The sequence below is a fragment of the Pseudemcibacter sp. genome (assembly GCF_965661635.1).
Lineage (GTDB): Bacteria > Pseudomonadota > Alphaproteobacteria > Sphingomonadales > Emcibacteraceae > Pseudemcibacter.
The window spans coordinates 1-15270 of sequence record NZ_CBFIEP010000027.1; the positions used below are offsets into that span (position 1 = coordinate 1).

Here is a 15270-nt window from a genome sequence, read left to right on the forward strand (position 1 = left end):
TCCATTATCAAAGCTAGCCAGTGTTAATCGTCGCTTGGTAAATTTTGCTCTTTTAGGAATAATAGCTGGAATTTTAGGGTTTTGGTTTGCACCATTTGTTATGGATACCGTTACCAATTTTGATCTGACCGGACTTTCAGCAACAGCATTTATATTCATGTTTTGGGTTTTCATAAATATTCATCATTATTTTATTGATAATGTGATTTGGCGTCGTGAAAATACGGATGTAAGTAAATATCTATTTTCATAAGTGTATCTATAAATATCCTGATATATAAGCGAAACTAATCTGCGAGCCATTTATACATAATCAGCGCATCAACAAATCCTTCACGCGGATGTTTGAATGCCTTTGGGACACGGCCGACTGTTTCAAACCCAAGCTTTTCCCATAATCTCACTGCGCCTATATTTGTTGATATCACAAAGTTATATTGCATGGCTTTATATCCCATGCTTCGGGCAATATCTTGTGAATGTTCGCACATTTTTGTGGCAAGCCCTTTGCCGCGTGCAGCGGATGAAACCATATAGCCACAATTACAAACGTGACGCGTATAATTGGTTGTGATGAAATAGGTACCTAGAATTTGACTATTCTCTTCATAAATATATGTGTTTTTAACCCGTTTCATCCATATGAAATAAGCTTCTTGTTTCTTTGTGTCTGGGTGATAGGCATATGTATCCCCCTTGGCGACGACTTCATGAAAAATAGGCCAAATATTATCCCAATCTTCTTCTGTTGCTTCACGTATGGTCATTATTCAAATATATCCAAATCATTTGCGGAAACCACATGACCAATATATCCAGCATCACTTACTTCTTCAGCTAAAGAATTATCTTCTTCGTCCCAATATAACTGGTGATAAAGCAATAGAATTCTAGGCTTGGTTTTCGTGCCGATTTCTGCAATTTCGCTTGTTAATGTATGAAAAGAGCGATGATATATTTGCCATTCTTTGCTTTGTTTGCTAAGTGCTTTATCCGAAATGGCTTCATGAATGAGAATATCAATTCCCTTGGCCGCCTTTATAATGGCTTCGCTATAAGCCGTATCACCTGATACTAATGCTGTTTTACCTGTTTGTTTTTCTGTAAATTTATAACCATAAGCATGTTCCCACGAGCCATGCGGTACTTTAATGGCTTCAACCGTTATATTATTATCTTCAAATATAATGCCACTCTTTGAAAATTCAGTGGTATTTACTTTATATCCTTCTGTATTCGCTGGTTGCGAACCATTGATGCGTAAATCAATATCTTCGGCATATGCATTAATAATATTATCTGCCATATGTTTCGTACCAGGTGGACCAAATAAGGTTAAAGGTTTCGAACGTCCATTTTTCAAGACCCATGGGGCAAGAATCATATTTGATAAACCGGTTGTATGATCCGAATGTAGATGAGTTAGAAATACGGTCTCTAACTTTCCCATTTGAAGTTCTGGGATAGTTTTCGAGGCTTCCATTGCCCGTCTTACTATTCCTGCACCACTATCAACAATATATGACTTGCCACCTGAAATGATCGCGACCCCTGGACCGGATCTTTCAGGGTTCATGAGCGGTGTACCTGTTCCAAGCATTACAACTTTAAGGCCGTCCGCAAAAGCTGTTTGAGCAAAAAGAAAAGTTATAATTATAATCGCGATTTTTTTCATTGGGCTTTCTCAAGCTTTAAAATAGTTTGCATAAGGATGAATTGCGGGTGCCCCACCAGTATGCAGGAACACCAAATCACGGGGATTTACAAGTTTATCTTTCCTTAGCATATCAATAACGCCCGACATACCCTTGCTGGTATAAACAGGATCAAGCAAAATACCTTCGGCTTCGCCAACCATTCTCAGAGCGGCAATTCCTGCATCAGTAGGATAGCCGTATGCTTTTCCGTAATATCCATCTTCGACGTGTATATCATCATCTTTCACAAAATCATGCGACACCCCAAGCATGTCTGATGCGTCATTTAATATTTGACGAATGCGCGGCTTCAAACGATCCGCAGATGCAGAAACAGACATCGCCACTACTTTAGTCGTATTATTTCCAAAATAACGCAAACCCATTAAAAGTCCCGCTGCCGTACCGCAGCTTCCGGTGGCTGTGAAAATATGGCTTGGGCTAATGCCTTGTTCTTTCCACTGCTCAATTAGTTCGCGGCCGGCATTCACATATCCCATGCTTCCGATCGCGTTCGATGCACCAGCGGGAATATTATAAGGCTTTTTACCTGCCGCTGTTAAATCAGCTAATACCTTTTCGACAACAGGTCCACGACCTTCCGCACCAGCCAAATGGATATGAGCGCCCATAATTTGATCCATAAGGTAATTACCGCTTCCTTTAAGTTCTGCTTCCATTTCAGGAACAGGATTTGAGAGAATTACATGAACTTCAAGTCCCACTTTCGCTGCACCGGATACCGTTTGACGAACATGATTAGATTGAAGACCACCTTGTGTCACAACTGCTTTTGCGCCGCTCATCAATGCTTCCGCGAGGGCGAATTCTAGCTTACGGGTTTTATTGCCACCATGGGCAAGTTCCATCACATCATCGCGTTTGATATAAATGTCTGACCCACCCATAAGCGTCGTTAAATTCGCCATCTTATTAAGGGAAGTGGGCAAGCTGGTTAATTTAACACGAGGGATACTGTCGAATTTTTTGGCAGATTGACTTTTGGCCACAGATGAAAGTGCGGATGATGCAATTGTTGCCATCGCTGCTGTTCTGAGTATTTCTCTTCTATTTTGTTTCATGATCTATCCCTATTAAATTATTAAAGAAAATATTCCGCATATGGATGAAGGGCAGGTGCACCGCCCGTGTGTAAAAACACAATATCACGTGCATCATCCAAGTCACCTTTTTTTATCATATCAATCATACCGGCCATACATTTTCCCGTATATACTGGATCTAAAAGTATACCTTTTGTTTTCGCGAGTAATTTTACGGCTTCGTTGGCTTCTTCAGTTGGATATGCATAAGCCTTACCATAATAGGAATCTTTTACGATTATATCGTCATCGTTAATGAGACCATCCGGTAACTCAATAACGTCATTAATTTGTTTTAAGATATCTTTGACATCAGCGACTTTACGTTCTTCTATCTGACTTACGGAAACACCAATGACTTTGGTGGTTTTATTGCCAAAGTACTTTAAGCCAGCAAGAAGTCCGCCGTGTGTTCCGCAACTGCCTGTGCCGACAAAAATGTGACTTGGGGTGACTTCTGCATTTTCCCATTGAATCATTAATTCTCTTGCGCATGCCATATATCCCAAACTGCCGATACCATCAGATGCCCCCATTGGCACCATATAGGGTGTTTTTCCGGTGGCAATTAAATCATCCTTAACCGATTGCATTTTCGCAATGCAATCATCATCACTACCGTCTACAATATGGATTTTACCATCCATTATCACATCCATAAGATAGTTACCTGACATTGAAAGAGCATCTTTCATTTCTGGAACAGGAATGTTTAAGATGGCATGGCTTTCAAGCCCTAGCCGTGCGGCACCTGATATGGTTTGACGAACATGGTTTGATTGAATTCCACCCATCGTGATAACACAATCAGCACCTTTTGAAAGGGCATCGGCAAAAACATATTCAAGTTTTCTGGTTTTATTACCACCATGTGCTAAATCCATAACATCATCGCGTTTGATATAAATATCCGGGCCACCTAAAATTTCTGTCAAATTAGCCATTTTGTAAAATGATGTCGGAAGGCTGGTTAACGGCATTTTTGCCATCTCTTCGAATTTCATAATTTCCTCATATTTATTTGTTTTAAGAAATAGTAGCTATTTTTTTTCGATTTATGAATAGATTAATTGACCACCATGTCTAATTGCGGTTATTTTTTAAGATAACGATAACAAAAGGAGCGCTCGTCATGGAACGAGAATTTATGGAATATGATGTTGTAATTGTTGGCGGTGGCCCAGCGGGACTTAGTTCTGCGATCCGTTTCAAACAATTATGCGATGAAGCAGGTAAAGAATATTCCGGTTGTGTTCTTGAAAAAGGTTCTGAAATCGGGGCACACATCTTGTCTGGGGCGGTTATTGATCCGATTGCCCTTGATGAACTTATTCCAAATTGGAAAGAACTTGATGCACCGCTTAATGTACCCGTTACAGATAATCAACATTGGGCGTTAAGCGAAGATGGAAAAACGAGCCTACCTCATTTTTTAACGCCGCCGCTGCTTAGTAATAAAGGAAACTATACAGTAAGTCTTGGAAATTTAAGTAGATGGCTTGGATCACAAGCAGAAAACATGGGCATTGAAATATTCCCCGGTTTTGCCGCCGCAGAAGTTCTTTACCACGATGATGGTTCCGTTAAAGGGGTCGCTACCGGTGATATGGGCGTCGCGGAAGACGGTTCACAAAAAGACAGTTATATGCATGGCATGGAACTTCATGCGAAATATACGTTTTTTGCAGAAGGGGTGTGCGGATCATTGTCAAAAATGATCATTGAGAAATTTAACCTTCGTGAAGGGAAAGAGCCGCAAACATATGGTATTGGCATTAAAGAACTATGGGAAATAAAGCAAGAAAACCACAAAGCGGGAAAGGTTATTCATACGCAGGGTTGGCCTTTGCAGAGTGATACTGTTGGTGGTGGTTTTTGTTATCATCTAGATAATAATCAGGTGGCGATAGGCTTTGTTGTTGGACTTGATTACTCTAATCCATATCTTTCTCCATTTGATGAAATGCAGCGCTATAAAACACATCCGGAACTTAAAGGAATGTTTGAAGGGGCAAAGCGCATTTCTTATGGCGCACGTGCCATTAATGAAGGGGGGCTCCAGTCCGTTCCAAAATTATCATTTCCCGGCGGTGCTCTAATTGGTTGTTCAGCAGGTTTTGTAAATGTGCCGAGGATTAAAGGCAGCCATAATGCGATGAAAACAGGAATGCTCGCCGCAGAAGAAGCTTTTAAAGCATTAGAGGCAGAAGGTTCAAACGAACTTAAATCTTATCAGACTGCCTATGAAAATAGTTGGGTTTATAAAGATTTAAAGCGGGTTCGAAATGCAAAGCCGGCAATTCATAAATATGGTGCCTTTTGGGGGACGCTTTATGCAGGATTTGATATGTGGATGAATAATATTGGTCTTGGGTTTTTAATGCCGTGGACCTTTAGCCACGACAAAGATCATGAATGTTTAATACCCGCCAAAGATGCTGAAAAAATCAATTATCCAAAACCGGATGGCAAAATTACTTTTGATAAACTTTCCTCGGTCTTTTTATCAAATACCAATCATGCTGAGGATCAGCCATGTCATCTGACATTAAAAGACGAAAAAGTTCCGGTTGAAATAAATTATAATATTTATGCAGGGCCTGAGGCAAGGTTCTGTCCTGCGGGTGTTTACGAGTTTTTAGATGAAGGTGAGGGCGTAAAACTGCAAATTAATGCGCAAAATTGTGTTCATTGTAAAACATGCGATATTAAAGACCCCACTCAAAATATTAATTGGATTACACCAGAAGGCGGTGGTGGGCCAAATTACCCGAATATGTAAAAATAAATTTCACTATTAGGATTTATAAAATATTAGGGTTATAACGTTAGTTATACAGAAAACACCATAAGGGTATTTAAATTTAATGATCATGTTCCATAAATATATCAAAGCGTTACTAGCACTTATTCTATTGTCTGGATCAGTGAATTTTTCGAGCGCACAAGAAATAGAGCCTGATTTAGCGGAGCAACCGTTTGGGGAATATTTGACAGGACGTCATGCGCTTTTCAATCATCAATATGATGTTGCCGCGGATAATTATCTTGAAGCAATAAAACAGGATCCTGAAAATATCGAACTTATGCAATTTTCACTTTCGGTATTTATTGCGGCAGGTCGTTTCGAAGATGCATTTTTTGTCAATGAAAAATTGAAAGAAATGGCTGCGCAAAACGAAGTTTCGAACATACTAGATTTCTTTAATAAAACTAAAAATAAATCTTATATTGAAGCATTAATTGATATTGATGAATTATCCAGCACAGGTATTATGAATTTGATTAAACCTTTTTTCCGTGCTTGGATCGATGCCGCAGAGGGAAGTACCTCTGAAATTGATGCGGTTGTAAATTCTTTTGAAGAAGAAAATAATTTCAATTTTTTCAATTTTTTTCAAGCTGGATTAATTTACGAATATTTAGAAGATTTTGAAAAGGCAGAAAGTTTTTATGCTCAAGCGCTTAATGAAAGAGGACTCCTTAATTTAAGGGCTGTTGAAGCATATGGTAAAATATTAAAGAAAAACGGGAAGACCGAAAAAGCGATTTCAATATTAGAAGATTATATTGATCAAGCTCCAGCAAATGAGCAATTAAAAGCAACTCTCATTGAAGTTCGAAATGATGAACAATTTGAGCCTTTTGTCTCTAGTCTTGATGAGGGGTTTGCAGAAATATTTTATACCGTATCTACGATATTAATGCAGGACAATGTGAAAAGCATTGCGACAAACTTTTTACAGTATGCGGCATTTTTTAAACCAGAGTTTCCGCTCGTTCATTTTTTACAAGCGCAAATATTTGAAAGTGATCAATATTACCGCGGTGCGCAAAATGAATTTGATAAAATAAAAACTGATAGTCCGCTTTATTTTCAATCGAAATTACAGCGTGCATGGTTATATAACGATATGGATCGTCCTGAAGGGACGATTGCAGCACTTTTGAAACTTGAAAAAGAATATCCGGATAACCGCGAAGTGTTAAATTCAATTGCTGAATTTTACCGAATGAATGAACGTTTTGCGGAAGCCATTCCTGCCTATAGTAAGGTGATTGATAATATTGAAGAAGAAAATGTTCGCGATTGGATTATTTACTATACCCGCGGGATCGTATTCGATCAGGAAAAACGCTGGGCAGAAGCCGAGATGGATTTTAAAAAGGCATTAGAGATAAGACCCGAACAGCCAATGGTGTTAAATTATCTTGCTTATTCATGGGTTGATCGCGGTCTAAATTACGTTGAAGCAAAAAAAATGCTTATTCGCGCAGTGGAGCTTAGGCCAAATGATGGATATATCGTTGATAGTCTTGGATGGGCCCTTTATAAAATGGGGGACTATGAAGAAGCTGTTCCAGTTCTGGAAAGAGCGGCACAATTAGAAACACAAGATTGGGCCATTAATGACCATCTAGGTGATGCCTATTGGACCGTTGGTCGGAAAAATGAAGCCCGTTTTCAATGGAGGCATGCGCTTTCGCTGTCACCTGACGAAGACAAAATTGATTTAATAAAGTCAAAAATCAAAGACGGTTATACAAAACCAGAAATTTAAAGGTCGATGTGTGCTTGCACCCGCAAAAATCAACTTAGATTTATTAATTACCGGCAGAAGAGATGACGGTTATCATCTGCTTGATAGTATTGTTGTTTTTACAGAATTATGTGATGAGTTAACGGTAGAAAAAAGTGATCAATTGTCACTGACAATTTCAGGACCATTTGCGAACGATCTAAGCAATAGAAATGACAATCTCATATTGGAAGCAGCCAGATTAATCTGCAAAGAATGTGGTGTTGAACCAAATTTAAGATTTCATTTAATTAAAAATCTTCCAATTTCATCGGGAATAGGCGGTGGCTCTGCAGATGCGGCGGTGGCAATCAAATTAACAATTCAACAATTAAATTTATCAATTTCGAAAGGACGATTGGAAGCTATTGCTCTTAAGTTAGGCGCGGATGTGCCGGTTTGTTTAAGATCTTTCTCAACACATATGAAAGGGATAGGTGAGGGTTTAAGCCCACTTAATCTTAGCAGGCCTTTTGATATTCTTTTAGTTAATCCAGGAGTTTCAGTTTCCACACCAAGAATTTTTAACGAGTACAAAAAATCTGAAAAGATATTTGATCGCCCGCGAAAAGAAAAAATAAGCCATATTAATGATAGGTTCATTAAAGAGGAAGTATTAAACAGCAAAAATGCTTTAGAGGGTGTGGCTTGCAGAATTGAACCGCAAATACAAAAAATTTTAAATGTATTAGAGAATTTTGAGGGATTATGGCTCGGAAGAATGTCAGGTAGCGGTGCCACGTGTTTTGGTATTTTTAATAATGAAGAGAATTGTTTGAAGGCAAAAAAATATCTTAAAGCCAATCATTCCAAATGGTGGATAGAATCTACTAAAAGCTTATGAAGTATTATCAGATATTATTTTCTTTATAAAAAGATATTTTACCTTTATTAAACTGTATTTATGATTAAAATATCGTGAAATATATTTATACCATCTTAATCTTATAGGGTACGTTTAAAATGAAAAAGAATATTATAAAAATAATCTCATTATCTTTAATGGGAGTTTTTGTTTTTACGGCTCATGCATTTGCACAAGATTTTGATCCTGAAATTCTAAACCAACTCAGACAAAGATCAGGAAATACCGGCCAGCAATCAATAAGTGTTCAATCCCCATTAGACCAATTAAGAGAACGTCAATATATAGAGCAATTAAATACACAATTAGAAGCGCGCAAAGATGAAGGTTTTTCAAGAATTGAGCAAGACTACAATAGGCGACTTGGTTATTTAAAAGATGATAAAGCCAGTCTAAATCAATTCGGCTACGATATTTTCAATAGATTGCCGTTACAGCAACAGGTATTAAATGGATCAGTCCCTAGTTCCTATATTCTTGGTGCAGGTGATGAGCTAATTGTTAATCTAAAAGGCTCTGATGAAGAAAGCTACACCGTTAAAATAGATAGAGAAGGACGGTTATTGGTGCCTTCATTATCGCCAGTAAATGCCTCTGGTTTGAGTTTCGGTGAGTTGGAAGATATTCTTAAGAAACAGGTTTCTGATAGTTTGATTGGAACGGAGGTATTTTTATCCGTCGCAACATTAAGACAAATTTCAGTTTTGGTGGCGGGTGAAGTTTCTAACCCAAGTCTTATAAGTACAACTAGTTTAGCAAGCCCTATTGAAGTTATTTTGCAAGTCGGCGGCATTAAAAAAACAGGGTCACTAAGGAATATTACAATCTTACGCGGCGATGAAAAGATTAAGGTTGATCTATATGATATTATTGGTGGTGAATTTGCTAATATTGTAAATTTAAGAGATGGGGATCGAATTTTAGTGCCAACTTTAAGAGCAACAATAGCAATTGACGGAAATTTAGTCAGACCAGGTATTTATGAGCTGCCTGATGGGGAAATCAGGATGTCTTCTGCAGATGCCTTGAAATTAGCGGGTGGTCCAATAAGACAATTTGGAAATTCTTTCACCCACATGGATTATGATCAAAGTGGAAGACTTAATTATTCTAAGCTTGATATAGAGGGAACTATTGATAGTGGCGAAATAATTATTGTGAATTTACTTGAAAACTCTCAAATAGGTCGTGTCACTTTATCTGGTCATGTTAATACTTCTGGTGTGCGCTCTCTTGCTGCATTCAATAATGTTAGAGACTTAATTGGTTCTGTAAAAAATCTTACAGAAAACTCTTATCTTTTGTTTGGCGTTATAGAACGAACTGATCCCATGACCCAGACGAGACAGTTAATAGCGTTTAGCCCACAAAAAGTTCTATATGGTGAAGAAAATATAAGTTTAATCGATGAGGATAAAGTTTTTATTTATAGTAGGAAAGATATTGAATTTTTAAGATCAGATATCATTAGACAAGCTATTTTCACGAGTGAGTATTTAGAAGAAGAATATTTACCTGATGGTGATTTAAACCCTTTATATTGTGCACCTGTAAAAAGGTTGGCAAGAATTATATCGGATACTCAATCTGATCGATTTGCCTCAGCTGTTCGTGCAGTTTTATTTAGAAGAGATAGCACACGTGAACAACAAAAAAATAGTCAGATTATGTTAGATCAAGAAGAATTAAATGATTTAGCACTTCAAAGAAGTCAAATGATCGCCTCATCCCAAATAGTTCCAAAACAAATGGCATTAACTGAATTAAATGAAGAAGAGGACAAAGGAGAGGACAAAGAAGATAATTATGATTTTTGTCCAGCAATTTATCAAGATGTTAATAACCTTCTTTCATTTACTCTTGAACATATAGTTTCAGTAGATGGTGCGGTTAGACTTCCTGGTGTGTTTCCTATCACTCAAAATACCAGTGTGAATTTACTATTCTCAGTTTCTGGTGGTACGTCTAATGATGCAAATATGGGGCGCATTGAAATAACCAGTTATAAAGAAAAAGCAACTGATGGTAATTTGGTTATGAACTGGGAATATATTGATTCAAGTATTTCTGATTTAAGCGAAATTAGAGTTAATCCAGGAGGCGGTGTTCGTGTAAGTAGTGTTTATACAAACTTTGAACCCGGGGCAGTACTGTTGTCAGGTGAATTTGTTCAACCGGGCGTTTACACAATTAGAAAAGGTGAAAAATTATCTTCACTGATTGCTAGAGCTGGAGGATTAACCGATCAATCCTATCCCTATGGTGCAATATTTACTCGTGATCGCGTAAAACAAATTCAACAGCAAGAAATGAGAAAAACTGCGCAAAGATTGCAATCCGCTATGGTATCTGCGTCTGTTAAGAAAAATGTTGAAACTGGAGGTGCTATTGCTCTTCAAAATATGGTAAATCGGATGGCAGAACAGGAATTTATTGGTCGTGTCGTGATTGAGGCTGATCCTGTGGTACTTACTCTTGATCCTGAAAAAGATATTGTATTAGAGCCAGGTGATTCATTGTTTATGCCCAAAAGACCTAATTTTATCGTTACGGTCGGGGATGTACTTAACCCAAGTGCATTACAATTTGTTCCAGGTAAAGGCGTTCAGAGTTATCTGGACGAAGTAGGTGGATTTACAAGAGCTGCTGATGAAGATCGAGTTTTTGTCGTTTATCCTGACGGTGTTGCAAAACCTATAACCCTTTCTTCATGGGGAGGAGATAAAAATTTAAGCATACCTCCTGGATCAGCGATTGTAGTTCCAACCGACTTAAGTCCCTATGATAGTCTAACTTTAGTAAGCTCAATTGGTGATATCTTTAGAAACCTAGCTGTATCGGCAGCGTCGATTGCGGTTCTCGTTAGAAACTAATGAAAGTTTGCTATAAACAAAGGGGCATATTTATATGACATATATGAAATATGCCCTTTGTTGCTCAACATTTTTATACTCCTTCTCATTAAACGCACAAGAAATTGAAGACAATAGCGCCTCGGTAAGTACATTTGGTGGAGTAGGCTTGTTAGAAATGCGAAATGCCCGTTTTTCTGATGATGGAGCTTTATCAGTAGGTGCAGGAGTTGTAGATGGTTCAAAAAATTATTACGCGAATTGGCAAGCAACCCCTTGGTTGGAAACAACATTAAGATTCGTGGATTTTAATGATGATTCACTAGGTATAGATAAAGCGGTTGATGTCAAATTACGATTAGTGAAAGAGGGTAAAATACGTCCTTCGCTCGCTATCGGTCTTCAAGATTTTTTGGGCGACGGTCTTTTAAGCGGAGAGTATTTCGTCGCAAGTAAAAAAATATGGAATTTTGATGTAACGGCCGGTTTTGGTTTTGGTAACTTTGCAAACCGTGCACAGATCGGAAATGTAATGAAGGTTTTTGGAAGTTCCTTTGATACAAGGTCATTTGATAACCCTAATTCTGAAAAACTGAGGTTTAGTAATTATTTTTCCGGCGATAAAATGGGTTTTTTCTGGGGATTAGAATATAGAACACCAATTAATGGTTTAACCGCAAAATTAGAATACTCAACTGCGGATAAAGCGCAAATCGATGGTTTTCAAGATTATGAAAGTAAAACAGCGTTTAATTTTGGTTTAAATTATAAAGTTAAAGATTGGATCGAATTGAATGGGGGGGTGCTCCATGGAAACCAGTTCTCTTTAAATATTACATTTAAAAACAACTTACATAAGCCAATAATATCAAAAATGGCCAAAGGGCTCAGGCCAGTAGAAATTAGATCAAGAGAAATTCGAAATAACGCTCTTACTGTTACCGATTATAAAACAAATAAAGATAAAGATTATATTTTTGACCGATTAAAGCAAATGGGTTTCGTTATTTCAACCTTGAATATTAAAGAAAATCAAATCGATATAGAATTAATTTCTTCCTCAGAAAAACCGCAATCTGACACATTAATTTTAGGTTCTTTGTTAAATGATTATTCCGATGTGCGTATAGTATTTAAAGATAATGATAAAATTTTATCAGCTACTCGTATTTCACCAGTAGGTCAAATTGCGTTAAAAGAATATCGAAACAGTGTGTTTTTTATTAGTGAAAATTTAAATCCTGAAACATCAGATATTTACAATATTAAAATTGCTTCACGTATAGCAGAAGAATTGAATGAAAATAAATTATTGGTTGATAAAGTAACGCTCGATAAGGATGAAGTTATAATAATAAAAGACGTCGGTCCTTATATTGAAACGGCCAAAAATGTTGGTCGTGTTTCTAGAGTTTTGTCAAATGTTGCGCCAGATAATGTAGAGCGGTTTAAAGTGATCACTAAAGATAAAGGTGTTGTGTTAAATTACATCTCGGTATTGAGGAAAGACTTTGAGAATTTAGCTAACTACAATAGTAGCCCAGAAGAAATATTATCCAATACTAAGATCGAGTCTCCTTCTAATGAGACATATAAAGGTCTTCAATATAGCTCTTCAAGATATGATTATGGCATTGTACCTGAAGTGATTTCTCATTTTGGTTCAGTAAAAGATGATCACTTTAAAGCAGATTTTAATTTTCTTGCATATGGCTCTGCAAAAGTAACAGATAATTTTAGAGTTTTTGCAGAAGCTAAACAACATATCATCGGAAACCTTGACTTAGTTCCAAACTCTACCAATTTGAATGTACCGTATGTAAGGAGTGATATTGGACGATATGCGAGAGAAGGAACAACATCTTTGAGAAGGGTAGCAGCTGAATATATTGAAAACCCTGTTCAAAATGTCTATTCACGAATTACGACAGGAATACTCGAAGAAATGTATGCTGGGGTGAGCGGTGAGATATTATATAGTCGATATAATGGCAGTCTATCATTTGGTCTTGATATTAATTACGTCAAGCAACGGGGCTTTAATCAACTTTTCTCTTTACGTGATTATCAAACCGTAACTGGGCATTTATCGGCATACTATGTTAATAAAAAATATGATATTACAACAAAAGTAAGTGTTGGTAGATATTTAGCAAAAGACTGGGGTACTACTATTGATATATCGCGCCAATTTAATAATGGTATAAGAATAGGTGCTATGGCAACATTTACAAATATGTCTCAAAGTGATTTTGGTGCAGGAAGTTTTGATAAGGGCTTATATATGACTGTTCCGTTTGATTTCTTCTGGTTTAGACAAAGTAGCAAACAAGCAACATTTAGGTTCCAACGTTTAGGTAAAAATGGTGGTCAGAAAATCCAACACAGCAACACTCTTTTCGATACTGTAAGTCAGAATTTAGACCACAGAATTAAAAATAACTGGCAATCGGTTGTAGAGTAAATTTAGATTGTCTTTGGAAATATGCTAACAGACCTGTCTGTAATATAATAAGCAATTAGGCCAAGATATTCATGGATAGCGAGATCAAAAATTCTAAAATTCTCAGACATACTAAAGCGAAAAAAACTGTAGTATTTTAAAGGCGTCCTGTAATCCACTGGATAAGGATGAATTTTAATATCTGCTTTTTGGAAAGTACCAACTGCTCTTGGCATATGATATGCGCTTGTTATGAGTAACCATTTTTGGTTTTCATCAGATTTGAATAATTTTTTACTCTCAATGGCATTTGTATAAGTATTATATGAATTACCTTCAAATCTTACCCTTGTTAAATCTAATCCATTATCGATAAAGAATTTTTCTGCAACTTCATTTTCAGATATCTCATTAGGGCCTCTTTTAATCCCTCCAGTATGAATTATGGGTAAGCCTGAAATTTTTTTGGCAACCGCCACCGTTTGGTATATTCGCTCGCCAGCATTGCTAAAGGTCGCTTGATTGACATAAGAACTAATGATTGTTCTTTCGGAACCAGCGAGAACAATAATACCACTATAGTTCTCGTCTAGAGAGAGCTCTTTATATTCAGAAAAGCGCGCTTCTAATGGCCACATAATCCATGAGGCTAAATTTGTAAATGAGATTGCACTCATAATTACAACGACAAAAATGTTTAATTTAACAAAAGTCCTATATCTTTTATGATTTGGATTTATAAAAAACATACCCAGAACACTTATTAATAACAAAATGACCAATAGGTTGCTTGGTTCTAGAAATAGCCAGCTCATACGCGATATTATATTGTCCCAAGCCATATGGATTACTCCTTAAAATTATTAATGAGACTATACTTTGAAACGGTAAATTCAACGAAAAATAAATAAAAGTAAAAAAAAATGTATTTTAGTGAAAAACGTTATTGCATGTTGCAATGAAACTCACTATGTTCGCACCACCTTAACACAATCTATATAAGATTGGGGTGTAGCCAAGCGGTAAGGCACCGGGTTTTGATCCCGTGATCGCAGGTTCGATCCCTGCCACCCCAGCCAACAATATTTTATTTTTCAAGGATTGATTTAATAGTATCTTTAATTCTAAGAGCTGCTTTCCCATCCCAGAAATCTGGCTTTGTTCCTTTGGTCCATTGATTGTTTAAAACCATATCGACGTGCTCTGATAAATTTTGGGTTGTGACCAATTTATTTGTACCTTGAGTAATTGTGATAGGGCGTTCAGTATTTTCCCTTAACGTTAAGCAAGGGATATCTAAATAAGTTGTTTCTTCTTGTATACCGCCAGAATCAGTAATGACAGCTTTTGCTGATCTCACTAAACTCATAAATGGAACGTAACTGATTGGTGCAATTATTGTAATATTGTTGTTGTCATTTAATTTATTATACAAATTGAATTTATCTAAGCTGTTTCTAGTGCGAGGATGAACAGCAAAAATTAAGTGAAGTTTTTGCGATATAGTATTCAAACTCTGAACAAGTTCTTTTAAGCTTTCTTCTGTATCTACATTGGATGGTCTATGTAATGTTACTGTATCCCGTCAGACCAAGTTGGACTAATTAAGGGTATTTTATAAGAGAGTGTTTTTGTTTCATCGTAATGACGAAGGAACGAAGATGACACGTAAACACTCTAACAAATCAAATAGAACTGGAAGCGCGGAGAAGACGGTTAAAGATATACGC

At 36.9% G+C, this 15270-nt stretch carries 10 protein-coding genes, 1 tRNA gene and 2 pseudogenes; 7 read left to right on the top strand and 6 right to left on the bottom strand.

The window, feature by feature from the left end:
* Positions 1-253, top strand: a pseudogene (locus ACTF6W_RS01770) (hypothetical protein); the annotation flags it as partial.
* Between the two features lie 34 nt (positions 254-287).
* On the opposite strand, the gene ACTF6W_RS01775 reads toward ACTF6W_RS01770, so the two are convergent.
* Genes ACTF6W_RS01775 through ACTF6W_RS01790 form a run of 4 tightly spaced genes read right to left on the bottom strand, consistent with a single transcriptional unit; the run spans position 288 to position 3804 of the window.
* Positions 288-767 carry a GNAT family N-acetyltransferase gene (locus tag ACTF6W_RS01775; RefSeq protein WP_438992820.1) on the bottom strand — a complete coding sequence of 160 codons (480 nt, stop codon included), beginning with the start codon at positions 765-767 and terminating at the stop codon, positions 288-290.
* A complete protein-coding gene (locus ACTF6W_RS01780) occupies positions 767-1675 on the bottom strand; it encodes an MBL fold metallo-hydrolase (protein WP_438992821.1) in 909 nt (302 codons plus the stop codon). The genes ACTF6W_RS01775 and ACTF6W_RS01780 overlap by 1 nt, the downstream gene beginning before the upstream one ends.
* A 9-nt stretch (positions 1676-1684) precedes the next feature.
* Positions 1685-2779: a D-cysteine desulfhydrase family protein gene (locus ACTF6W_RS01785; RefSeq protein ID WP_438992822.1), complete on the bottom strand. Its 1095-nt coding sequence runs from the start codon at positions 2777-2779 to the stop codon at positions 1685-1687.
* A gap of 20 nt (positions 2780-2799) precedes the next feature.
* Positions 2800-3804, bottom strand: coding sequence for a D-cysteine desulfhydrase family protein (locus ACTF6W_RS01790; RefSeq protein ID WP_438992823.1), 1005 nt, complete (start codon positions 3802-3804; stop codon positions 2800-2802).
* 128 nt (positions 3805-3932) lie between these two features.
* Between ACTF6W_RS01790 and ACTF6W_RS01795 the strand changes: the two genes are divergently transcribed.
* The 5 genes from ACTF6W_RS01795 (at position 3933) to ACTF6W_RS01815 (ending at position 13561) form a co-directional block, all read left to right on the top strand.
* A complete protein-coding gene (locus ACTF6W_RS01795; RefSeq protein WP_438992824.1) occupies positions 3933-5582 on the top strand; it encodes an electron transfer flavoprotein-ubiquinone oxidoreductase in 1650 nt (549 codons plus the stop codon).
* Between the two features lie 85 nt (positions 5583-5667).
* Positions 5668-7362 carry a tetratricopeptide repeat protein gene (locus tag ACTF6W_RS01800; protein WP_438992825.1) on the top strand — a complete coding sequence of 565 codons (1695 nt, stop codon included), beginning with the start codon at positions 5668-5670 and terminating at the stop codon, positions 7360-7362.
* A 10-nt stretch (positions 7363-7372) separates the two neighbouring features.
* Complete coding sequence (locus ACTF6W_RS01805; RefSeq protein ID WP_438992826.1) at positions 7373-8224, top strand: 4-(cytidine 5'-diphospho)-2-C-methyl-D-erythritol kinase; 852 nt, start codon at positions 7373-7375, stop codon at positions 8222-8224.
* Between the two features lie 119 nt (positions 8225-8343).
* Positions 8344-11118: an SLBB domain-containing protein gene (locus ACTF6W_RS01810; RefSeq protein ID WP_438992827.1), complete on the top strand. Its 2775-nt coding sequence runs from the start codon at positions 8344-8346 to the stop codon at positions 11116-11118.
* A 34-nt stretch (positions 11119-11152) separates the two neighbouring features.
* Positions 11153-13561, top strand: coding sequence for a YjbH domain-containing protein (locus tag ACTF6W_RS01815; protein ID WP_438992828.1), 2409 nt, complete (start codon positions 11153-11155; stop codon positions 13559-13561).
* A 2-nt stretch (positions 13562-13563) separates the two neighbouring features.
* On the opposite strand, the gene ACTF6W_RS01820 is transcribed toward ACTF6W_RS01815, so the two are convergent.
* Complete coding sequence (locus ACTF6W_RS01820) at positions 13564-14382, bottom strand: YdcF family protein (protein WP_438992829.1); 819 nt, start codon at positions 14380-14382, stop codon at positions 13564-13566.
* A 163-nt stretch (positions 14383-14545) separates the two neighbouring features.
* Here ACTF6W_RS01820 and ACTF6W_RS01825 point away from each other — a divergent pair.
* Positions 14546-14619, top strand: a tRNA-Gln gene (locus ACTF6W_RS01825).
* An 8-nt stretch (positions 14620-14627) separates the two neighbouring features.
* Here ACTF6W_RS01825 and ACTF6W_RS01830 read toward each other — a convergent pair.
* Positions 14628-15104 (bottom strand): annotated as a pseudogene (locus ACTF6W_RS01830) (UDP-N-acetylglucosamine 2-epimerase); the annotation flags it as partial.
* Positions 15105-15270: the final 166 nt, after the last annotated feature.